Genomic DNA, 22937 nt, shown 5'->3' with positions numbered 1-22937 from the left:
ATGACAGTTTTTTTCTACGAATTCATGGGCACGTTATTAGCCACCTTTCGTGATATCCTGCCCATCCTCGGACTGATTGTCTGTTTTCAACTTTTCGTTCTGCGCCAACCCATTCCGCACCTGCGCCGCCTCATTGTCGGCGGCATTTACGTTGTTCTCGGGCTGGCCCTGTTCCTCATCGGCCTGGAAAAAGCCCTGTTCCCGGTGGGCAAGATCATGGCAGCCCAGCTGTCTGACCCGATGTTCCTGACCAACGGAGCTTCCAATGTCGCCCCCACCGACTGGACGGCGTACGGGTGGATCTACCTGTTTGCGGCCATGATCGGGTTCTCAACGACCATTGCTGAACCGTCCCTGCTCGCAGTTGCCCTGAAGGCGACCGAGGTATCCGGTGGCGTCATCAGCCAATGGGGACTGCGTATCACGGTGGCCCTCGGCGTAGCGCTTGGCATTTCGCTGGGAGCTTACCGCATCGTCACCGGCACCCCCCTGTACGTATACATCATGATCGGGTATGTGATCGTGGTATTGCAGACGTTCATGGCGCCCAAAAAGATCATCGCCCTGGCCTATGACTCCGGCGGTGTTACGACATCAACAGTCACGGTGCCCCTTGTGGCGGCCCTTGGGCTGGGCTTGTCCGAGGCGGTCCCCGGACGCAACCCTGCGCTGGACGGATTCGGACTGATCGCATTCGCCAGCCTGTTTCCAATAATTACCGTCATGGGTTACGCTCAGTTCACCCAGTGGGCGGCAAACAGAAAAGCTGCGGCAAAAATGAATTTCAAGGAGACAGTCAATGAAGTTTAAGCTTGTACTCGCACCGGTAAAAACGCACAAAACCGACCCCATCGTCGATGCCGCCAAGGCCGCCGGGGCCACTGGTGCGACCATTATCTCCGCACGTGGTACCGGCATGCACGAGGCAAAGACTTTTTTCGGCCTGACCCTTGAGGATCAGACTGATATCGTCATGTTCATTCTCGAAGAACATCTCGTCAAAAAAGTCCTGGAAGCCATTGAGGTAGCCGGTGAATTTGATAAGCCGGGCACGGGCATCGCCTTTGTCGTCCCGGTGGAGAATGTCATCGGCCTGGAAAGCCAGATGGAAAAATTCAAGGAACGAATCCGCGACCAGTATTTCTAGACCATCGCTCGGATCAAGGACGGCATATCTGCCGAATCAATATTTGAAGGAGTCACCATGACCAAACCGATCACACGTGTTAGAGATATCATGCAAACGGAAGTGCTGTGCATTGACGGTATGGCTACATCCAAGGAAGCAGCAGAAATGATGCGCACATACGGCGTATCCGAACTGCTGGTCGATAAGCGCAGCGAAGATGACGCCTGGGCGATTGTCTCGATCATGGACCTGGTTCAGGGAGTCATTGTCCCTGACAAGAAAGGCGAAGACGTCTGCGTATACGAAATCATGACCAAGCCGATCATTACTGTCCCGGCAGAAATGGATATCCGCTATGCCATTCGCCTCATTCACCGCATCGGCCTGCACAGAGCACCTGTGGAGCACATGGGGGAAATCGTGGGCATGGTAACCCTTGAATCCTTGATCCACGAACACGATCTGCTATAATAGGCATCCCTTTGGACAAAGCCCGAAGGGAAAGGACAGGTTACAATGTGGTATTTTTATGCATCGCTGAAGGCGGCGCTTGATCTCAAGCGCACGTGCCCGAAGTGCAAGCACAGTCAGACGACCAAGCTGCACTTGCGAGGCAAGACCGTTTCGTGCAAGCGGTGTGGAGCCGACATCCCGCCTCCCAAGCCCAACTACAAGACCTGATACAAAGCGGCCCGGAAGAGTTATCCTCCGGGCCGCTTTGCGTCGATAATAATGGCAAACAGCTATTGCCAGGCTTGTTCAATACAATCGATCATGGACCGCACCCTTCTCTCCTCTGCTCGGCGCATCAACATGAGCAGGTGAAGAACGAGCTTTTTCTCTAGGGTCATCACCGTGAACAGGCCGTGACTATCTGCCACGGTTTCCGCCTTGAGCGCAGGCATGATCCCAAGCCCCACTTCATCAGCGACCAAACGCAGGATGGCCGATTCCTGATCCACCACAACGGCCTTGATAGGCGTTTCCCCGATCTCGTCAAACAGGCTGGACAGCACCAAACTCATGGGGCAGTGGTCACTGGTCCAGACCCATGGCATTGTGGCGAGTTCTTTTAACCCAGCACCCTCGATCCGGTCTCTCCACGCTTCAGGAGCCACAACAGCCAGATCGATTTCCCCAAGGGAATGAGTCGCTATTCTGCTGTCGTCAGGGACAGTATAGGAAAAACCCAGATCAATGGTCTTGGCGTGCAGCGCATCCACAACATCCCAACTCATGGTTTCTTTCACCACGAGCGACATCTCAGGGTGCCTCTGTGCCAATTGTGAATAGATCGCTTTCAACCGCAGGAGGTGCGCATCGGTATTGACGCCGAGAACGATGGTGCCGTGCTCGGTTCCCCGAAGCTGCTCCGCTTCATTTCTGAAGGCATCCACGTCCTGTAAAATCGTATCTGCCCGCGCTTTCAGGCGCTCCCCTTCCGGGGTCAGCTCCATGCCTTTATGCGTCCGCCGGAAAAGCCTGATTTCCAGCTCGTCCTCCAACGCCCTGATCTGAGCGCTCACAGCCGGCTGACTCGTGTTCAAAAGCTCTGCCGCCCTTGTCATATTTCCTTCATCGGCAATGACCACAAAAGACACCAATTGATACAATTCCACGTTAACGACTCCGGTAATCCACGGCGTTTATCAATCAAATCCAATCATGCGATTGGACTGGAAACCATCTACCCACTACCTTTTCCATTCAATATGGAACTCTAACAATCAGGAACCCCGATGGTCTCACTTCTCACTGCTATGTGCGTATTCTCGCTCACAATGTCCATTTCCCCAGGTCCAGTCAACATGACGATCGTCGCTTCCAGCGCAGCCTACGGATTTCGTAGAACCTTCCCTTTTGTCTCGGGCGCAACCATCGGGTTCATTCTGCTCCTGTTATCGCTGGGACTCGGACTGATGCAAATCGTGACCGCCTATCCCGCACTCCTCAAATTCCTCTCGCTGGCAGGCGCAGCATTCATCATCTATGTCGGCTACAAGATAGCCTCTGCCGCCCCGGACCTCACCCTGGATGAAACTCCGTGTCACGGTTTCAGGCACGGCTTTCTCATGCAATGGCTCAACCCCAAGGCATGGCTGGCATGCATTGCCGGTATTTCCATGTTCGCAGAAGCAAACACCTACACGCCGCTAGTCATCTTTTCCGCCCTCTATTTCATTATCTGTTACGCCTCTCTTGCTGTCTGGGCGATGATGGGAGCGCAACTGCGCACTTTTCTGACTACTCCAAGCAAGGTAAAGATCTTCAATGTGATCATGGGCTCCATCCTGTGCGCTTGCGCCGCATATCTGCTGCTGACCTCATTGTAACTTCTCTACGGCCAACCGAAAAAGACCTCGGATGCGAATTGATCCGAGGTCTTTTGATTGTCTGCGAGGGGTCAGGGCGTGGCCTCACCGTTGGTACAGTACACTCAGATCATGAGGCACTGTCGCCCATAGACCGTTTGGCCTCTGCGTAGAAATCGGTGAACACGCCGTCCACCTTCATGTTCAGCATATCCTTCCATTCTGCAAGGGTGTTGACCGTATACACGAATACTGCCAGCCCCCGAGCATGTGCTTTGGCCACAAAATCAGCCGAAGTGGTTTTGTACCAGAGATTGACGGATGCCGCCTGCATCTCCACGGCGGTCTCCAGCAATTCATCCGTATAGTACTGCCCTTCAAGGCACGCCTGTATCTCCTGAATCAGAATTCGTGACAATTCCTGATCGGAACACGCTTTTTCGACCAATGCCCGGTTACCGGCAAGGTCCGGAAAGCGAGGGAGCATGTAATCTTCATTACCGTAAGCAAAGACTTCACCGAAGAGGGCTTCACCTTGGGGGCCGGTCTTCTCGACCAACCGGTCACGCCGAATGGCTCCGTCGAGCAGGGCAATACCCGCCGTGGGGCAGACCTCGCGAAAAGCTCTTAGCTCATCCCAATTGAATGAGCTGGCGAGCATATCGTTCACATCCAGTTTTCCGGCGTGGACATACGCATTGAAGAGTTCTCCGGCCTTGGTTCCGGTATTCTTCCCCTTGAGTTCCATATGGATGACGGGACGTGCTCCCGGCTCCTTGGAGGCAAAGAAGTCGAACACCTCTTCAAGGAATGGAATCCGATCTTTCCCCCGCTCGGGATTACCGGCATAGAGCGACTTCAGGGTTGCCGAGTCCGTGTTCGATACTTCCCCTGTACCGGTGGAGACCTCTTCAAGGTCCAGATTGTGCACCACAACCAGCCTGCCATCAGCACAGAGTTGAACATCGAACTCAATGGCCGGGACGCCTTCGGAAGTGACTTTCTCGAAGGAACGGATGGTGTTCTGGTTATACCCGGGATATGCGCAGCCGCGATGGCCTATCAACAACATGATGTACCCCTATCAACTAAAGAAGGTTGGGGAGGAACATGACCACGGAGGGCATGTAGGTAACAATCACCAGCACGACCAGGAGCGCAAAGATAAACGGCATGATTTCCTTGACGAAATCGCCGACCGTTGCCCCGGTAATGGCGCACGTGGTGAACATCATTGAGCCGAATGGCGGCGTTATCCCTCCTATCATGATGTTGACGATCATGATCAGACCGAAGTGGATCAAATCCACGTTGAGTGTCTTCATGATCGGCACCAGCAGCGGTGCGACAATGATAAGGAGCGCCCCGCCCTCAAGGAACATGCCGAGGACGAGAAGCAGAATATTGATAACCACCAGAATGGCCCAGGGATCAGACGAGAAGGCCAGGATGCTCTTGGTCAGCTCGTGCGGGATGCGCTCCCAGCTCATGTACTGACCAAAGACAGAAGCGGCGATGATGATCAGCATGACCGAGCTGGTGCCCAGCAGGGTATTCTTCAGAATAATGGGGAAATGCTCCCACTTGAGCTTCTTGTAGAAGAACACGCCGATGATGATGCAGAACAGGACGGCCATGGCCCCGGCTTCCGTGGGGGTAAACACGCCGAAACGAATACCGACGATAATACCGAGAGGAAGCAACAGGCCCCAGATGGACTCCTTGGCCTGCAGGAGGATTTCCTTGGGCGAAGCCATCTTCTCACGGGATGGTTTATAGTCCCGCTTCCTTGAAATAAAAAGGACGGTCAGCATCAGGCCCAGGCACATGAGAATACCCGGGGTGTAACCGCCGATGAACATTTTCGCCACCGAGACCTGCGCAATGAGCGCGTAAATGATCAGGTTGATGCCCGGCGGAATAACCGGAGCAATGGCGGAAGAAGCGGCCGTGGTTGCCGTGGCAAAGGCCCTGCTGTAGCCGCGTTTGGTCATCTGCGGCACAATGATCTTGGACTGCATGGCGGCGTCGGCATTGGCCGAGCCGGAGATGCCGCCCATGAGCGTGGAAAGCAGAACGTTGACCTGTGCCAGTCCGCCGCGCAGGTGACCGGTGAGCACATCCGCCATCTTCATGAGGCTGGAGCTGATACCGGAAAAGTTCATGATCTCCCCTGCCATGATGAAAAACGGAATGGCGAGGAGCGGGAAGGAGGCCGTGGAAGTAACGAATTTCTGCAGGATCAGATCCGGCGGCGTTCCCACGTCCCCAAAGGTGAAATAGGCAAGTCCCGCTGCCAGCAGTGCGTAGGCAATGGGAATACTGGTGAAGTACAGCACCATGACGATAGATACAGGAAATGTGAGCATTATACTTCTCCTATCCCTTCTTCTTCACTGCGGAACAGCTTGCGTACGTCCCGGTATAAGAAAAACAGTGCATACGCGGCCATCAGCGAGAAGCCGACCGTCAATGCAAAATTCACATAGATGGCAGGAATATCGAGCACCGGGGTTCGCTTCAGCTCATTGGCCCTGATGTAGAGCACGCTGAGATAAACGATGTACGCATTGATGACGAACATCATGATATCAACGAATACGGCAACCAGCTTGCGCCAGATCGGTGGCCCGATTCTCGATACCATATCGATGCCGATGTGCATTTTGTAACGGTATGCAGCGGCGGAACCGACAAAAACGCTCCAGATAAAGGAGGTCGTTGCCACTTCTTCGGCCCAGAAAAGGCCGCCCTGAAAAAGGTAGCGAAGCCCGACATTGACGATGACCACCAGCACGGTAATGCTCAGGAAAAAACCACTGATGATCAGGTCGAGATTCTTAAGGATCGTCTTGGGTGTTACAGACATGGATTCACCAATAGCGGTGCATGGGAGTGAGACTCCCATGCACCACCGGTTTGTTTATCTCATTGCGTCGAGCTCAGAGAAGATGGATTTGAAGATGCCGGGAGTCATGCCTTCCTGCTCTTCGTAGAGAGGGGCAAGGGCTGCGCGGAAAGCATCGCCATCCACTTCGTTGAACTTCACGCCGTAGGATTCGAGTTCCTTCACGACACCGCCGTGCTGGGACTTGAGCAGTTCGACCATGTGGTTAGCACCCTTGGTGAACTCTTCTTCGATGATGGCGCGGTACTCGGCCGGGATGTCATTCCACACTTTGGTGGAGATGTAGACACCGCAGGTACCGAGAATGTGACGGGTATTGGCAACGTTCTTGGTCGGGCCTTCGTAGACCTTGGTGCCGATGTTGGTGAACTCGGAACCTTCCAGACCGTCAACAACGCCCTGCTGGACTGCGGAGAGGGTTTCGCCCCAAGGCAGCGGAGTGGCAACAGCGCCCATTGCGTTCAGAGTGTCGATGTAGGACTTGGAACCGGGGGTACGGATCTTCATGCCTTCGAGGTCAGCAGGAGTCTTGATGACCTTCTGGGTGATCAGGTTACGGAAGCCGTAGATGTAGTCCAGAGCCAGGATCTTGATGCCCTGGGCCTCGGCCTTGGCTTTCATGTCGGCAACCAGCTCGGTCTGGGTCAGCTTCACGTATTCGTCGAAGCTGCGGTACAGCATCGGAGCATAGAGAGCCTTGAAATCGGGAACATAGTCACCGATGAAAGACGGATCTTCAACGGAGATGAACTTGGCGCCGCGAACGACCTGCTCAACGCCTTCCTTGTAGGCGGGGAGCTGTGCCTGCGGGAAAGTCTGGATGTTGATGGCCCCATCGGTCCTTTCGTGGATGGACTCGGCAACGGCATCCATGGACTTGGAAAGCTGTTCTGCCGGGCTGAAAACATGACTCAGTTTCAGAGTGAGTTTGTAGTCCCCAGCCATGGACTGGGTGCCGACTGCCAGTGTCAGGACCAGGCCTGCACACAGAACGGCGAGAGTTTTCTTGAAGTTCATACTGTTTCCTCCAGTGTGGTTTTCGTTAGACGTTTCAGTCGCAACGGTTTTCAATCCCCAAATACCAGTTATTTACTATCTTTATCCACATCATGCGATGCGGAGATTGTCGATTCCCGAATCACCAGTTTGGTGTCCATCATATCCTGAACAGGGTTGCCCGGCTCCTCGATGAGTTGCAAAAGCAACTCCCCAGCCCGACGCCCCATCTCGTAAGCGGGCTGACGAACAGTGGTCAGGGCCGGAACCATGTAGGACGCAGTCTGCATGTCGTCGAAGCCGACGATGGACAGATCATCCGGCAGGCGCAGCCCCATCTCGCGAGCACCCTTCATGGCGCCGAGGGCGATATAGTCGTTTGAACAGAAAACAGCGGTGGGCGGTTCAGACAATTCCAGCAGGGTTTTAATGGATTTGCTGCCACCGCTCAGGGAGTATTCGGTCTGGACCAACAGGTTCTCGTCATACTCGATACCATGATCGCGCAGACATCCTCTGTAACCGCACCAGCGATGATACCCCCTGTCAGTTACCGAGAAGTTACCGGAAATAATGCCGATACGCTTGTGGCCCAGTGAAACGAGATGTTCCGTAGCCACATAGCCGCCTCGATAGTTATCGACACCAACAGCGGAGATCGGTCCGCCCTTGATGGTGCTGAACAGGAGTACGAAGGGAAACCCTTCGTCAACAAGGGCCTGCACAAGTGGCCCTGTGGGATCGGTACTTGTTATGATGAGACCATCCACCTGGCTCTCCCGCAAAACCTTGACCAGTTTCTCCTCCTGGGAGGGCCGGTACGAGGTATTGCCGAGAATGACCTTGATGTTCTTTTCCTCGACATATTCCTGCACGCCCAGTGTGGACTCGGCAAAAACAGGGTTGTCGATGTTGGGGATGATCAAACCGATCGTATTGGATTTCTTGGTGACAAAGCCTCGTGCAAGGGCATTGTATTTGTAGTTGCACGTTTTCATGGCACGCTGGACTTTCTTGCGCGTTTCCTCACGCACGGCATCAGGAGAATTGATCACCCGTGACACCGTGGCAGTCGATACGCCTGCCAAACGCGCAACATCAAGAATTGTACTCACAGTCCCTCCATGTAAACGATTACATTCCTCTATCAGCGAGGATGAATTTGTGTCAACAAACACATGACGATTTTGTTAACATATTGAAAAAATATAATATAGCAAACCGTGCACACCCCCTGAGAATGCTTGAATTAGCCGTTTCAATACGGTAAAAAGCGCAAACGATGTAAACACATACATCACTGCCAAGGACACACAATGAGAACTAGCCGGTTAACCACTCTGTCGGAGCACGTACAGCGCATAGAGTACGGTGGCATGCATGTGGACATCGTCCGAACCGCACGCAATGTGGTTCGCATTGGCAGCATGCCCGACATAGTGAAGTTTCTGGGCGATCACGACATCCATGACGACATCGTAGTCGTGCCGGATTGGGAAGTCTCCATGGCCGGCGACAACAGAACCGGCGAAGAGTTTGTCCTGTGGAGCGCGGAAAAAAAGAACGCCCCGCCCAAAACCTATGTGGGGACACGGCAAAATGTCGCACAACTCCACGCTCACCTTGAGCACATCTTCCCTTATTTCTTTGATGAAAAACGTCTTTCAATAGTGAAGACCGATTGGCTCGACCGATGGTTCCATCTCCGGGTCGCCGAACCGGACTACACAACGGGCGCACTCTCCATCCGTTGTGAAGATGGCAATATCACTGTTTCCGACAACGGCGTCGTCATTTATTCCGGCCATGAGTTGAAACCCGGCACTGATATCGACGCAGAAACAAACTCCCTGCTGCGCACCATCCAACGGGACAACGCACCCAGAACCTGCTTGGAAGTGATGCCCATAGGCTGCGGCAATGGACTCTACGACACGCCGGCTAATACCATCGTTCGTTTTGATGATCACGTCGTATGGATCGACCCGTGCGGTTATCCGGCCCACACCCTTGCCCGTCACGACATCCATTGGGACGACATCACCCACTTCCTGTTCACGCACAACCACGAGGATCATGTCCAGGGGGTCACAGCCTGCCTGGCCCGCGCCCGAAAAACGGGTCGCCCCCTGAATCTGCTCATGGCGGAGAATGCCTACGATTTGCTTGTGGAGTTGTACACACCTCTGTTTCCTGACCTCATAGATCATGTGAACATCCAGTATTTGCAACCGGGTGTCCCCCTTGCTCTGGATTCCCTGACCATCGAAAGCCGCTGGAATCACCACATACTCCCCTACGGAACCATTGGCCTCAAATTCACCGCAGGCGGAAAGGGTTTCGGATACTCCGGGGACACCAAGTATGACGAAACGCTCAACTCCATATTGAAACAATCGGAACTGAGCGCACAGTGGTTCGCCCCCTGCGACTTGGTATTTCATGAAATAGACTTCGAGAATCCTGACAGTGTCCACACCCACTGGAAGCAGGTGGAAGCTTTGCAGCGAGCAATTCCTGGAAAAGTACTTGGCTACCACACTTCCCCGCAGCAAAGCTCCCCTTTCCCTCTGGCACAGGAAGGGAAACGCTACATACTGGACAAGACGTTCTGATCCAGAGGCACTACAGGAGGCATCATTGAATTAGGTGCATCCAAGCCTCTTTGCTTTCTCAGCAGGTCACGACCTTGTTTCGTCCGGTGCTTTTTGCCTGGTAGAGCGCGACATCTGCCTTGGAAAGCATTGATTCACAATCAGACAGTGTGGATTCATTCGATACGTTGAAGATACCAATGGAAACAGTCAGTGGAACCGTTTCTTCCGGTGTGATAAGCGGTGAAGCCTCAATATTGTGACGGATCCGCTCACCAATCATTTCCGCTGTCTCCGGCTCGACACAACGCACCAGCATGGCGAATTCCTCGCCTCCGATCCGTGCGACGAAATCGCCATCGCGCATGGTCTTTTGCAGAATCTGCGAGACATGTTTGAGTGCCATGTCACCAATGCCATGCCCCCATGTGTCATTGACCGCTTTGAAATGATCCACATCCATCAAAAGCAGACTGAACAGGATGCCGTCCTCTGCAAACATGCGGATCATCTGCTTCAGGTGGTTATCGAATGCCCCGCGATTGGCGACTCCGGTCAAGGTATCCAGGTTAGCTTCCCGGAATAGCTGCTCTTCTTTCTCCTTGCGCTCCGGGATATCAATGGCAATGCCAGCCATTTTCTGCAGCCGACCTATGGCATCAACACTGATTTTCGCGATCACTTCGCTCCACACAAACTCGTTGTCGCGGAGGATACGCATGTCCTGACGAAAGGTCAGTTCACCGCGTTTGAGCTGATTGCGCAGGTAATAAAAGAGGCCGCCCCGATCCTCGGGATGAATGCGCCGCAAAACCTGCAGAATGGACAGGTGCACATTATCACTCAGACCGCTGACTCCGGAAATGATCCTTGCATCGCACCAGCAGTAACCGCTGTTGATATCAAGCTCCCACGCATTGGATTCCGTCAGGTTTGATAATATCTCGAACTGTCTGTTGGCGGAGTTCAGTCGATCAAGAATAACCGCACTGGAGATGAGATGCGCCGCCATACGCACCAAAGAAATTTCCTCATCTTTCCATTGATATGGACGCGTGCTGTCGTCCAGACCGAGCAGCCCCCACCACTCTCCCTGCACATACACGGGAACGCTCAACGTCGACTGGACACCCTGATCCATCTGATAGTCCTTGAAATCACTCTCGTCCAACTCATGGATGATGGCCGTCTGCCATTCTTTCCGTCTGCGGCTTGCCACCAGCGTCCGATAAGTGACCGAACACGTTTCAAAATTCCAGTGTTTGGTGTCGTACCGGCCCATTTTCTTTAGCGCGTGCGTACTCTCATCCACCCATTCAAACGGAAAGTTCATCAGCATGTGCTTATCGGTCAACTCCAGCACCTGAAACAACCACACACGGCTGACACCCGTGGTCTGCCCCAGATCAGCGATCAGCTCAGACACGCCATCAGGCCAGCCCTTGCTGCTGCTGAGCGCTTCGGCACCACGAGCGAGTGCGACAAGAAGATGGCTGTGTTTGCCCGAGTCCAGCGGACTTAGCTCAGAAATCTTTCCGGTACGTACGCCGGGTACGCTTCCTCGTATATCCATTTGATCGCCTGCTCATTTGCCTGGGAGTTGAAAGTATGCGGAATGTTCGGCACACCTCCAATAAACGAGTATCTGCGTAACTTCAATTTGTTTTGCCGGGGTGGGGAGCCTTGGTGAACTGCCCTGGCGTTCGAATCTCAATGGATGGACGAAGCCGTTGGAAGGATAACATTATGATTGAGGGACTACTGTCAGAAGTTACGAGCCAAAAAAGATACAATCATATCTGCAATCAATGCGTGAATGCGAACACGTTCCTCGGGAGAAGTACCACACAGAGCAGCATCGCCCTCCTCCTCAAGCAAGATTTGAGGTCCAGACTCGGTGCACACAGCAAACGCATCTAAGCGATTTGCCTCGTCGATTGCTTTTTTCTCAACATGAGGAAGTCTGAGCGTCTTCATCTCCTGGCTACCAAGTGAAATCAACAGCGTTGGAGCCAATGCCATTCCACTCTCAATCGAAAATGCCTCCAGATACTCGGGGGCTATCAACACTGCAGAGGTAAAACGACGATCATGTCTGGATTGCTCAAACTCGTCCTGATCGACCTGATTCAAAGCAACGTTATGGGACGAAAACCACGTACAATCGGCTCCTATTGAGCCCGCATCAGCACATGATTCATAATACCTTTCAGCGTCAAGCTCTGCACCCGCAAGAGACAAAGCCGCTGTGCCGCCAAGGGCAAAACCGATAACGGCAACTTTTTTCTCATCAATATGATCCGCCCAAGCTGCGTTGTCTAAAATCACACTGAGAGCCCGGCTGATATCGCGTGGGCGTTGCCATATCTCGTCTACTGCCATTGCCGGATTTTCTGGACGTGGCGCATTGACTTCAATGACTATGAAGCCTGCCTTCGCCAAAGCAGCACTAAGCCACGCGCCGGAATCCTTTGTAGACCGCAAGCCGCCATGAGAGAGTACGATAAGCGGGTGTTTGCCTACTACCTTTGCATCGAGAGCAGCGTACTCTCCTCGAAATACAGCATTACCTCCAATAATATCAGACTGATCCCCATCAGATGGATACCATATGGATAGCATAAGAGGGCGAGCTGCTTCGGAAGCATCCACTATCGATGTAAAACCGATCGAACCATATGCAAGATTTGGCATAAGCACCAAGGCCACAACCAATAAACACCACTTATTCATAATCACCATCCGAAAACTAGATGCTTAAGAATCGACACGAAACTAAATTAATCCTACCGATATCAGATGTCCACCTATCAAAAAACACAATGGCAAAGTGGATGCTGTATCTTTCAAATGATCATGAAGAGTCAATGATACTGACTGAAAAGAGGTTATCCAAGAAACTGGACAACAGAAGTGGGTTCACTTCCTTGGACCAGTCAGCGGCGAATTTAAGGTGGACAGTTTCATAGGCTACGCCGCCTTGTGGGGCCAAGCCAGAGGGGGTACCCCCTCTGGCTTGGGGCCTTCCTGATATATCTCCATCGGCTTTCTGCCGTCAAACGCCTTGTGTGGGCGGCGGTTGTTGTAGAAATCGATCCACCAGGCCAGGGCCTGCCGCAACTCGCTTCCCGTTTCCAATTCCCGCAGATACACGCATTCGTATTTCAGTGATCGCCACAGGCGTTCGATCATGACGTTGTCCATCCAGCGGCCGCGGCCGTCCATGGAGATGCGGGCTCCGGCTTCCCGGAGCGTCCGTGTGAACTCGTAGCTCGTAAACTGCGAGCCTTGGTCCGTGTTGAAGATTTCGGGCACGCCGTAGCGGTTCAGGGCCTCCTCCAGGGCGGACACGCAGAAGTCCGCTTCCATGGTGTTCGACAGCCGCCAGGAGAGCACCGCGCGGCTGTGCCAGTCCATGATCGCCACGAGGTACAGGAAGCCCCGCTTCATCGGGATGTACGTGATGTCGGCGCACCACACCTGGTTCGGCCTCGTGATCGCCTTGCCGCGCAGCAGATACGGATACGTCTTGTGCTGCGGATGAGGCTGGCTGGTTCGCGGCTTCTGATAGACCGCCATCAACCCCATCTTGCGCATGAGCCGCCGGACGCGATTGCGCCCGAGTTGATGGCCCTCATCGCGCAGGATGTTGCGCATCTGCCGGGAGCCGAAGAACGGCAACTCCAGGAACAACTCGTCGATGCGCTTCATGAGCGCCAAGTTGGACGCGGACTCGCCGATCGGCTGGTAATAGTACGTTGAGCGGTGCAGCTTGAGGATTTCGCACTGCCGTCGAACACTGAGCATCGGATGCCCCTTGTCGACGATGTCTCGCCTTCGCTCGCAGCTCATATCTTTGCGAAGGCTTGTTGCAAAAAATCCTTCTCCACCGTGAGCTGGCCGATCTTGGCGTGAAGCTCTTTTATCCGGGCCTCATCGCTTTGTTGGGTCTTTTGGGCCTTGCCCGCAAAGCCAGCTACGATCTGCTCCTTGGCCTGCTTCTTCCACTGGGAAACCTGGTTGGGATGCACGCCGTACCTGCTGGCGAGCTCGGACAGGGTGTGTTCGCCGGACAAGGCATCCAACGCGACACGGGTCTTGAATTCGGCGGTAAAGTTCCTTCTTTTCCTGGACATCAAAAGCCTCCTTTGGGCTTCTTACGTCCACCTTAGCTCGTGGTCCAGTTTCCTGAACCCACTTCTAACCTCTTTATAATTCTGTGGTGGAGTTGGTGGGGGATTTACCCCACGACCTTTTTGAATGCCATTCAAGGCGTGGGCTTTTATAATCTGAAATTATTAGTTATTTATCAAAAATAACAACAGATTTTGGCAAAAAGCGATGATTTTGTGCTGAAGATGGTTATCCACCATCCGCCTCTGAAAGATAAGACTTCACTTTTTCCGGACAAAAATTCAATCCCTCATTCAAAGCTTCTTCAGGGGTAGAACGAATAATGCTAAACCAAGATCCATTGGTTGATATATCTGTGAGGTGAATTCTCGTCTTGAATTTATGCCCCACAATTGAAATGGTTTGATCAGGACAATCCTCAAGGGCTTTTTGCAAAACAGTCTGTGAAGCATTCAAATAAACACATGCCACGTAGACAATTTCCTCCCTCCCTGCTGACAAATGAATGATGCCTCGTGAAACGGCAATTTCCCTTACGCTTTCGCATGGCAAATCAATTTCACATGCAACCGACTGATCAAAGCAAACAAACAAAACAGCTGTAGCCCAAACGACTACCAAACTCTGTCTAATCATCCCAATCCTCATATATAATCGTATAATTAACTGCAGTGTTATTGCCGACAGCAATCAACGAAATCCTCCAAGGGACAGGGGATGTTTGATCTACTGTGAGCGTTGTCGCATTGCTTGAATGCGGCATGCAAGCAACCTGTTCAGAATGTCCATGGTTGCTCTGTACATGAACACCAGATAAGAGCCCACCCGACACACCGTCAAACGAAATATCAACCTGCTTCCCACCAGTAAATAAATGCCAAGCATGGCCCAATAAATATCCATTAATATATCGTTTTGGTCTCCGCAACGGATGCTTCTTAATCTCACACTTGCAATTGGGATGAGGACGTTCAGGTTTTTCTATAAACTCCCTCCCTTCCAAAGCCTTGCACTTCTCACATGCTTTCGGCTTAGGATGGACGGTCCAGTAGTAATTGTCTTTCGGATCTTTGGGCGGTTTTTCATTCTTACTCTCATAGCCTGCTTCTGCCCTCTTGAACTTTACCAAACTCTCTTGTGTAGAGACTCCAACCATATGTTTGGGCATCCCGTAAGCCAACTGGTCGTCACCAATGTGCTGTACATTTCTTTTAGCCATATCACCTTCTCCTTTCTGTCCCAGCTTGAGACTACTTTGGATTTGGCAGAAAGCCTAACACGGGTTTTCTGTTCTGAATGATAGCGGGTGAGGATGGCATAAGAATGGGCGAAAAAAGGTTAAAACAGGGTGTTGACATGTTTTTTGAAAGACCGTTTTCCAAAGTTCAAAAGGCCATTGCTAGCCATCCCCGAACAACCATTGAAGGAAGTGAAGAACCGAACTTATTATCAGGATAATACCACAACAAAAAAGAGGTTATCCAAATACTGGACAACCTCTTTAAAATTCATTGGTGGAGCTGGAGGGAATTGAACCCACGACCTCTTGAATGCCATTCTTGTGGACAGTAAACACGTAAAACCAAACAACAACTTGATAACACTGGACTTTATTGCCGCCAAGCTCTTTCGTAGTTTGATGTGCAGGGCGTGCAGAAAGCGCGAAATGTTGTCGATATTGCATGGCACCGAGAGAAAAGCGGACATATAGCGGACACGAAGACACACAAGAAGGCTTAATTCTCACCACGAAAACTGTAAGTCATAAAAGTTCGCATGTCTTTCGTTGAAGAGGGGGTGGGAAACCAAAAACTACCCACCGCGTTTCAGAAAAGCTGCCATCTAGAAGAATCTCTCCATACGGAGAATTAGGAGCGGATGCGCATGAAGCAGTCTGATTTCATTACAGTTGTGCAACATATACTCTCCTGCGCTCTCAATATGAGACACCTAGTGTACAATATACCATATTTCACCAGGAGAATGGTCATGAAAACAATCACTGCCTGCACCATGGATTGCGGCGACGCCTGTTCGCTTCTCGTCGATGAGAACAAGAAATCCATCAGAGGAAACCCCGAACATCCAACCACCAAGGGATTTTGCTGCAAAAAGGGTAGACGTTACTTCGACCGAATCGATGCTGAAGATCGAATCATCACGCCTCTGATCAAAGAATCCAGCAAGTTCCGGAAGGCATCATGGGACGAAGCCCTGACCCTGGTTGCAAGCAGACTTGATGCCGCACGCAAGACTCCTGAATCCGTCCTCCACATCCACGGGCACGGCTACCGCGGTCTTTTAAGTAAGGCGAGCAGGATTTTCTTCAAGCGACTGGGCGCCTCAAGCGACTATGGCACCATGTGTGAAAAAGCTGGTGGCGAAGCATCCTTCCGTGATTTCGGAGGTCGGGATCACAATGATCCTGAAGATATTGTCAATGCCAGCCGTGTTATCAACTGGGGTCGCGATTTGACGCGTACTTCCATCCATCAGCTCGCCCTCATCCAGAAAGCGCGCAAGAACGGGACCAAAGTGCTGACCATTTCACCCGGTGGCGACGACACTCCCAAGTTCTCTGACGTCAATGTGACCATCAAGCCCGGCACGGATCGCTTTCTGGCCGCTGCCGTGCTCAAACTCTCCCTGGACACTGACGACCTCGACTCGCAGAGACTCAACCGATGTGCCAACTGGCCCGTTCTGCAGGAACTTATCAACGGCTTGAGTTTGAACGACCTGACCCAAGTGTGCCAAGTGCCGACAGAAGACGTTGCAATGATCCACGACTGGTATTTGGACTCAGGCAACGTGGCCACGGTTATCGGGTGGGGATTACAGCGATATCTTCACGGCGGTGAGAACGTCCGCTTCATCAACGGTCTCGCCATGATCTCAGGCAACATCGGCATTTCGGGAGGCGGTGTGTACTACAGTTGCCCCACGGGACGCCATTTGGGTAGCTGGGAACACTTGGTCGAGGGTGCATCCGGTGACCGACGAGAACTCTTCATGGGTGACATGGCCGCAGAAATCTCAAGGGCGGACCCGCCGATAGAGTTCATCTGGGTGGACGGCCACAACGTGGTCAACCAGGTGCCTGACTCCCGGGCCATGGTCGATGCATTTCGCGCTCCCTTCGTGGTCGTGGTGGACGGATTCATGAACGACACGGCCCTGTGCGCCGACGTCATCCTGCCGCCAGCATTCATGTTTGAGCGCGAAGACGTGCTTGGCTCCTACTTTCACAATTGCGTCAACCATTGCGCCAAGGTGATGGAACCGCGCGGAGAGTGCCGCTCGGATTTCGACATCCTGTCCGATCTGGGTTCCCGGCTTGAGCCACCGCTTCTCCTGCCGGATGCGGAAACCTGCCTCAAGGAAGGACTCAAGAAAAAGAATATCTCCATTGATGAATTGCGAGGGAAGGGATTCGTCAAAGTGAATCACCCTTCCATTGCCTTTGAGAATATGCAATTCGGGCACGCTGATGGGTTGTATCGGTTCCCGGAAACCCTGTCGCCCGAACCGAAGTCGAATCAGGAATATCCGCTGCAGCTTCTGACGCTCATCCGGGGCTCGTCCATGCACTCGCAAATACCGGAAAAAGACCAATGCGGCATTCCCACTGTCTGGGTATCAAAACAGAATCCAGCCTGTGAACAGCTCTCCTCTGCCCGGAATTCATTCTTGATCACTCTCCAAGGGGCCATGCAAGTGAATGTGGAAAAGGCCAACAATCTCCATCCAGACGTGGTGATCATCCGCCGCGGTGGCTGGATGAAATGTGGACATAACGCCAACACCCTCATCAGACCCATGAAAACCGATATGGGCGACTGTACGGCTCTCTACAGCCAGACGTGCCGCCTTGAGAGTCGCTGAAGAAACCATTGCCTCCAAAAGAAATGACCCCGCGAAGCGAACTTCGCGAGGCCAAATCGGAGAGGTATGATTGTTTTCTTATACAAAACGTCTTCTGAGAATACCGCACATGTAGTCGATGATCGTCACCGACACGATGACCAGGATCATCATGGTGCAGACCTCGCGGTAGAGATACCCCGTGATCTTATCGTACATCAGGAACCCGATGCCACCGGCCCCGACAAAGCCGAGAATGGTGGCGGAGCGCACATTGGATTCGAAACGGAGCAGCGTGTAGCTGACGATGAGCGGCATGACCTGCGGAATGACAGAGAACGCCATGACCTGTGCCGGGCCGGCACCGGAGGCGGTGACTGCTTCCACCTGGCCTGGTTCGATTTGCTCGATGGCCTCGGAAAAGACCTTGCCCAGGATGCCGAAGGTGTGAATGGCCAGAGCCAGGACGCCAGCGTAGGGACCCAATCCGATGACCGCCACGAAAATGAGTGCCATGACGAATTCGTTGAATCCTCGACAGAAATCGAGCAGGCGGCGTGCAACGAACTGGCCGAACCAGCGTACACAGCGTTGGGTGATGCCATCCCCCTGAACCATGAGTTCCAAGGTGTTCTTGGCCGCAAACATGGCCATGGGGATCGAGGCAATGAACGCCAGAAGCGTTCCCCAGATGGCAATGGCGATGGTTTCTATGAGTGAAGTGAGATATTCCTTGAGGTGGGGCCAAGCGGTTTCAGGCGGAAAATACCCTCCCCGCTTCTCCTCTGAGATGCGATCGAACTCATCCTGAACAATGACGTCCCTTTCCTCCGGGGACATGGCTGCAACACGTGCGTTGGCAAGCTGTTTTGCCTCACGTTGGATGGCGACGTTGTTCAATTCCTTTCCGGTCGCAACATACTCAGCCTTGACGTCCTGAAACGCCTCCTCAAAGGCAATGATCTCCGGCAGCCTCTCGGCCTGTTTCATGGCCGACTGCTTGTCCATGTCATTGAGTTGGCGCCCGAAGAGGTACTCAAAGGCATTCTGGCGTTTATCATATAGCTTGAATGGATCAATATCCGTATAAATGTATGATGATACGAGGACCGTCAAGACCAGTGTCAGAAGGCCCCCCAGGGCGAGCTTCTCGGTGAAGCTCTTCCTGGGGGTGACCTGTGCGAGTGTCAATTCATGGTTCATGACTACTTCTGGGCCAGCTGCTTCTTGAGGCGCTTGAGGTAGCGGATGATGTCGTAGTCGGCATCACTGGTGTGCTTGTAACCGCCGGTCTGAAGGATCTTCAGGGCTTCGGGGTCGTCGTTGATCTGGAGCAGAGCACCGGCAAAGGCGGCCTTGAGGCTGGCGGGCAGATCGGCGCGAGCGCACATCGGGGAACCAGGAATCAGGTCCGACTCCTTGATGATGATGAAGTCGTCTTCAGCAACAGCGCCTTTCTGGATCATGCGATTCATGTCGATGTTGTTGGTGGCGGCAACCTGGATGGAACCATTCTTGACGGCCAGAATGGACGCGCCGTGGGACCCGGAGAATTGGATTTCCTTGAAGTACTTCTTGGGGTCGATCTTCATGTCGCGGGCGAAGATGACGTTGGGAACCAGAAAGCCGGAAGTGGAGTTGGGATCGGTGAAGGCAAAGGTCTTGCCCTTGGCCTGCTCCATGGAAGTGATGCCGGAGTCCTTGCGGGAGATGATGATGCCGGTGTAGCCGGGCTGGCCATCCTTGTTGACTTCCATGACAATGGCTTCGGCGTTAGCCTTCTCAGCGGCCTCAGTATAACTCTTGGGCCCGAAGTAGGCGAAGTCGATGTGCTTGTTGGCCATGGCGGTGATGATACCGGCGTAGCTGGAAGCAGTGAAGATTTCGACCTTCACGCCGAGAATGTCTTCCATCTTTTTGGCGATGGGACGGGCGCGTTTGGCTGAGTCGGCAGCCCCTTCAGTAGGGATGAAGCCGAGTTTCACGGTTTTGGGCCAGGAGTCGGCACCGGCATTAGCCAGGCCCGGCAGGGCAAAGGCCAGCACGAGGGCGGCCACGACAAAAACTCTGGATAATTTACTGAACATTGGGATTCTCCTGTAACATTTGTTGTTTGATGGTTTAGCCTGTAACTCTCTTAGAATTCTCAATTATGCTTAAGCGGCTGACAGCTCTTCCAGAGCCTCTTCCGCTTCGTCGCCATAAATGCAGGATACGGCCTCGGCTGTGAGATCGTTTGCCGTACCGTCAAAAATGAGTTCGCCCTTGGACATGCCGAGGATGCGTTTGCCGTATCGTTGGGCAAAATCGATGTGGTGCAGATTCACCAGAACAGGGATGCAGTTTTCCTCATGGATCTTTGAGAGAATCTGCATGACTGTTTCCGAACTGCGTGGATCGAGGCTGGCGATGGGTTCGTCTGCCAGGAAAACCTCAGGCTCCTGGGCCAGAGCGCGGGCAATGGCAACACGCTGCTGCTGCCCGCCGGACAATGCATCAGCCCGGCGGTATGCCAGGTCCGCGATACCCACCTGCTGCAAACAGTGAAAGGCGAATTCCTTCTCCTGCTTGGAAAACTGCCTGAATATGGAACTACACCGCTTCAGGGGACTGGAGTTGAATCGCAGACGACCAACCAGGACATTATCCAGAACAGTCAGTCGGCGAACCAAATTGAATTGCTGGAAAATCATGCCCACCCGACGGCGGACTTGCTTGAGATGGGAACCGTTGACATTGGTGACGTCTTCACCAAACAGGGCCACCTGCCCACTGGTGGGCTGGATGAGCCGATTCATGCAGCGGAGCATGGTTGATTTACCTGCACCAGACAAACCGATGACGACACAAAAATCGTTGGAATCCACGGCGACGGATACATCTTTCAGGGCGACGGTGCCATTGGGATATACCTTGCAAAGGTCGGTCACCTTGATCGCTTCTGTTTGGCATTTCTGGGCCATTCCTATGGTTTTCATTGTCAGCCTCCTGGACTGTTTTTTGTGTCGTTTGCTTGAGGGAGGCACGGATGAAAGTGAAAGGTTCTCCCAGTGTGTAAGGACTACATCAGCCCTGCAACGGCATTATTATGGACATGTAACGATTTTCAGTTATTTAAACGGCGCCCTGTAACATTCAGGCAGCGCTTTTTGCAGGTATTTCAACATTCTTTGCAGTTCCGACGGCCCAGGTCTGTAACACAGCGGGCAGAGACTCGATTTCCCTGACACGAACCATGTCTCCACGCAGGCCGGGGCGGATTTGACCGCGATCATTCAAGCCGATGGCGTTGGCCGGATTGACGCTGATTTTGGCTATGGCTTCGCTCAGCGGCATGTCGAGTTTTCGATGCATGATGAAGGCCCCGGAGACGAGACTGCCGGGAACGTAATCGGACGACAGGATGTCCAGCAATCCGGCTTCGGCCAGATCCAACGCCGAGACATTGCCTGAATGCGAGCCGCCGCGAACCACGTTGGGGCCGCCCATGACGATATGAATTCCAGCCTCCCGTGCCAGGGAAGCTGCCGCCAGGGTTGTGGGAAATTCCGAGATGGCTATCTGCTCGGTCACGGCCTGCCGGATATGATCGGCAGTGGTGTCGTCATGGCTCGCCAGGGGAATGTTACGGCCATGACAAAGCGCGATGATGTGTGCTCGCTGGTCCACAGCACAATTTGCCTGCGTGGCGATCATACGCTGAGAAATTTCTGCAAACTCCTCGTCACTCCACCCTTTCTTGTAATATTGTCGGTATTTATCCGTGTCCGTAAACTGCCGCTGACCAGGAGTGTGGTCCATGAGCGAAACCAGCATCAGGACATCGTCGTCGATGTGAGGCATGAATACATCCATGACCTTGGGGTCGGAGTACTCACAGCGCAGGTGGAGTTTATGATCCGCCTTGAGGATGCCGGTGGAGCGTGCCTTGCGCAAAGCGCCCAAACTCATGTCCAGAATCTGCATCCGCTTGGGGCCGTCATGGTATTCGCCAAGGGAGACCGCATCCAGGACCGTGGTAATGCCAGCGCTGACCATGGTGGCGTCATGGGCCAGTGCCGAGGCGAGCGGGTCTGGCCAAAACACGCCGGGGCGTGGTTCGATTTCCTGTTCCAGGTTGTCGGTGTGCAGTTCAACAAATCCCGGCAGCAGGTAGTCGCCTTCAAGATCAATGGCACCGGTCGTATTGCACGGCCCCTGATCCACAGAATTGATGATGCCGTCCACCACCCGGACAGAGCCCTGGATGATCTCGTCCCTGAGGACGATACGAGCGTTTTTTATGACACAATTCATGATTATGCAGCCTCCTTGAAACTGCGCATTTCAAACAATTTGTCAGAAACTTCGTCGCGAACTTCCTCATCATGGAAAATCCCGACAACGGCAGTGCCGCGCGCCTTGGCTTCCTTGATCAGCTTGACCACCACCTGGCGATTGCCCGCATCCAGAGATGCGGTGGGTTCGTCCAGAAGCAAAATGGGATATTCAACGCTGAAGCCACGGGCGATGTTCACCCGCTGTTGTTCGCCGCCGGAAAAAGTGGCAGGCGGCAGGGACCACAAAGTCGGGGGGATATTGAGACGCTTGAGAAGAAAGGCGGCCCGGTCACAGGCCATGGCCTGATCACCGGTCAGGGAAAACAGCGGTTCGGCAACCACGTCCAAGGCACTGACTCGCGGCACGACCCGCAGGAACTGGCTGACGTAGCCCATGGTACGATTGCGGATGTCGAGGATTTCACGCGGGGTGGCCGTGAGGATATCCACGGTCTCGCCATCGTGCAGGATATCGATGGAACCGGATTGGGGCTTGTAGTTGCCGTACAGGGAACAGATCAGGGACGATTTGCCTGAGCCGGACTCCCCGGCAAGAGCCACGCACTCTCCGGCCTTCACTTCCAGATTGAGATCGGAAAAGACACCGATGGAAGTGCCGCCCTGGGTGTGCAGGGTAAAAGTCTTGTTGAGGTCTTTAACTGATATTCTGACGGACATTTG

23 protein-coding genes are annotated in these 22937 nt (G+C 53.2%); 7 read left to right on the top strand and 16 right to left on the bottom strand.

The annotated features are described in order from the left end of the window. Genes DPRO_RS16465 through DPRO_RS20155 form a run of 4 tightly spaced genes read left to right on the top strand, consistent with a single transcriptional unit; the run spans position 1 to position 1810 of the window. A complete protein-coding gene (locus tag DPRO_RS16465) occupies positions 1–810 on the top strand; it encodes a DUF1538 domain-containing protein (protein ID WP_097013046.1) in 810 nt (269 codons plus the stop codon). Continuing rightward, the gene (locus tag DPRO_RS16460; RefSeq protein WP_097013045.1) at positions 800–1147 is read left to right on the top strand and encodes a P-II family nitrogen regulator; all 348 of its coding nucleotides are present in this window, start codon (positions 800–802) and stop codon (positions 1145–1147) included. The genes DPRO_RS16465 and DPRO_RS16460 overlap by 11 nt, the downstream gene beginning before the upstream one ends. 57 nt (positions 1148–1204) lie before the next feature. Beyond that, complete coding sequence (locus DPRO_RS16455) at positions 1205–1600, top strand: CBS domain-containing protein (RefSeq protein WP_097013044.1); 396 nt, start codon at positions 1205–1207, stop codon at positions 1598–1600. 45 nt (positions 1601–1645) lie between these two features. Then, positions 1646–1810: a hypothetical protein gene (locus DPRO_RS20155; RefSeq protein ID WP_157917532.1), complete on the top strand. Its 165-nt coding sequence runs from the start codon at positions 1646–1648 to the stop codon at positions 1808–1810. A 62-nt stretch (positions 1811–1872) separates the two neighbouring features. On the opposite strand, the gene DPRO_RS16450 is transcribed toward DPRO_RS20155, so the two are convergent. After that, the gene (locus DPRO_RS16450; protein WP_097013043.1) at positions 1873–2748 is read right to left on the bottom strand and encodes a LysR family transcriptional regulator; all 876 of its coding nucleotides are present in this window, start codon (positions 2746–2748) and stop codon (positions 1873–1875) included. A 120-nt stretch (positions 2749–2868) separates the two neighbouring features. Between DPRO_RS16450 and DPRO_RS16445 the strand changes: the two genes are divergently transcribed. After that, the gene (locus DPRO_RS16445) at positions 2869–3462 is read left to right on the top strand and encodes a LysE family translocator (RefSeq protein WP_097013042.1); all 594 of its coding nucleotides are present in this window, start codon (positions 2869–2871) and stop codon (positions 3460–3462) included. 109 nt (positions 3463–3571) lie between these two features. On the opposite strand, the gene DPRO_RS16440 is transcribed toward DPRO_RS16445, so the two are convergent. The 5 genes from DPRO_RS16440 to DPRO_RS16420 all read right to left on the bottom strand — a co-directional run bounded on the left by DPRO_RS16440 (position 3572) and on the right by DPRO_RS16420 (position 8460). Then, on the bottom strand, positions 3572–4513 hold the full coding sequence (locus DPRO_RS16440; RefSeq protein WP_097013041.1) for a glycerophosphodiester phosphodiesterase: 942 nt from the start codon (positions 4511–4513) through the stop codon (positions 3572–3574). A 16-nt stretch (positions 4514–4529) separates the two neighbouring features. Beyond that, the gene (locus tag DPRO_RS16435) at positions 4530–5810 is read right to left on the bottom strand and encodes a TRAP transporter large permease (protein WP_097013040.1); all 1281 of its coding nucleotides are present in this window, start codon (positions 5808–5810) and stop codon (positions 4530–4532) included. After that, positions 5810–6310 carry a TRAP transporter small permease gene (locus DPRO_RS16430; protein ID WP_097013039.1) on the bottom strand — a complete coding sequence of 167 codons (501 nt, stop codon included), beginning with the start codon at positions 6308–6310 and terminating at the stop codon, positions 5810–5812. Before DPRO_RS16430 ends, DPRO_RS16435 begins: the two co-directional genes overlap by 1 nt. A gap of 54 nt (positions 6311–6364) precedes the next feature. Then, positions 6365–7366 (bottom strand): C4-dicarboxylate TRAP transporter substrate-binding protein, encoded by a 1002-nt coding sequence (locus DPRO_RS16425; protein WP_097013038.1) that lies wholly within the window; start codon positions 7364–7366, stop codon positions 6365–6367. 68 nt (positions 7367–7434) lie between these two features. Next, positions 7435–8460, bottom strand: a complete 1026-nt coding sequence (locus DPRO_RS16420; protein WP_162291189.1) for a LacI family DNA-binding transcriptional regulator — start codon at positions 8458–8460, stop codon at positions 7435–7437. A gap of 201 nt (positions 8461–8661) precedes the next feature. Here DPRO_RS16420 and DPRO_RS16415 point away from each other — a divergent pair, with 201 nt between their 5' ends. Then, a complete protein-coding gene (locus tag DPRO_RS16415) occupies positions 8662–9960 on the top strand; it encodes an MBL fold metallo-hydrolase (protein ID WP_097013036.1) in 1299 nt (432 codons plus the stop codon). A gap of 58 nt (positions 9961–10018) precedes the next feature. Here the strand turns inward: DPRO_RS16415 and DPRO_RS16410 are convergent, their stop codons facing one another. The 5 genes from DPRO_RS16410 to DPRO_RS16390 all read right to left on the bottom strand — a co-directional run bounded on the left by DPRO_RS16410 (position 10019) and on the right by DPRO_RS16390 (position 15292). Beyond that, entirely contained in the window at positions 10019–11512 is a 1494-nt protein-coding gene (locus DPRO_RS16410; RefSeq protein WP_097013035.1) for a sensor domain-containing diguanylate cyclase, read from the bottom strand. 191 nt (positions 11513–11703) lie between these two features. Then, positions 11704–12672: an alpha/beta hydrolase family protein gene (locus tag DPRO_RS16405; protein ID WP_097013034.1), complete on the bottom strand. Its 969-nt coding sequence runs from the start codon at positions 12670–12672 to the stop codon at positions 11704–11706. 237 nt (positions 12673–12909) lie between these two features. After that, positions 12910–14075, bottom strand: a protein-coding gene (locus tag DPRO_RS16400) for an IS3 family transposase (protein WP_097010545.1) whose coding sequence is annotated in 2 segments (ribosomal slippage) — positions 12910–13797 and positions 13800–14075 — 1164 coding nt in all. Because the reading frame shifts where the segments join, the coding sequence is not laid out codon by codon here. Between the two features lie 226 nt (positions 14076–14301). Beyond that, entirely contained in the window at positions 14302–14709 is a 408-nt protein-coding gene (locus DPRO_RS16395) for a hypothetical protein (protein WP_097013033.1), read from the bottom strand. Beyond that, positions 14702–15292, bottom strand: coding sequence for a hypothetical protein (locus tag DPRO_RS16390; RefSeq protein ID WP_097013032.1), 591 nt, complete (start codon positions 15290–15292; stop codon positions 14702–14704). The genes DPRO_RS16395 and DPRO_RS16390 overlap by 8 nt, the downstream gene beginning before the upstream one ends. Positions 15293–16062: 770 nt before the next feature. Here DPRO_RS16390 and DPRO_RS16385 point away from each other — a divergent pair. Then, entirely contained in the window at positions 16063–17958 is a 1896-nt protein-coding gene (locus DPRO_RS16385; RefSeq protein ID WP_097013031.1) for a molybdopterin-dependent oxidoreductase, read from the top strand. Positions 17959–18036: 78 nt separating this feature from the next. Here DPRO_RS16385 and phnE read toward each other — a convergent pair whose 3' ends face one another. The 5 genes from phnE to phnL all read right to left on the bottom strand — a co-directional run bounded on the left by phnE (position 18037) and on the right by phnL (position 22934). Next, a complete protein-coding gene (gene phnE, locus DPRO_RS16380) occupies positions 18037–19140 on the bottom strand; it encodes a phosphonate ABC transporter, permease protein PhnE (RefSeq protein WP_097013030.1) in 1104 nt (367 codons plus the stop codon). Positions 19141–19142: 2 nt separating this feature from the next. Then, on the bottom strand, positions 19143–20024 hold the full coding sequence (gene phnD, locus DPRO_RS16375) for a phosphonate ABC transporter substrate-binding protein (protein WP_097013029.1): 882 nt from the start codon (positions 20022–20024) through the stop codon (positions 19143–19145). A 69-nt stretch (positions 20025–20093) separates the two neighbouring features. After that, positions 20094–20915: a phosphonate ABC transporter ATP-binding protein gene (gene phnC, locus DPRO_RS16370; protein WP_097013028.1), complete on the bottom strand. Its 822-nt coding sequence runs from the start codon at positions 20913–20915 to the stop codon at positions 20094–20096. 157 nt (positions 20916–21072) lie between these two features. Continuing rightward, entirely contained in the window at positions 21073–22233 is a 1161-nt protein-coding gene (locus tag DPRO_RS16365; RefSeq protein ID WP_097013027.1) for an alpha-D-ribose 1-methylphosphonate 5-triphosphate diphosphatase, read from the bottom strand. Between the two features lie 2 nt (positions 22234–22235). Continuing rightward, complete coding sequence (gene phnL, locus DPRO_RS16360) at positions 22236–22934, bottom strand: phosphonate C-P lyase system protein PhnL (protein ID WP_097013026.1); 699 nt, start codon at positions 22932–22934, stop codon at positions 22236–22238. Between the last annotated feature and the right edge of the window lie 3 nt (positions 22935–22937).

Origin of the sequence: Pseudodesulfovibrio profundus (assembly GCF_900217235.1) — a bacterium.
In the GTDB taxonomy this organism is placed as follows: Bacteria; Desulfobacterota; Desulfovibrionia; order Desulfovibrionales; family Desulfovibrionaceae; genus Pseudodesulfovibrio; species Pseudodesulfovibrio profundus.
This window is presented reverse-complemented; position numbering and strand designations above follow the sequence as displayed.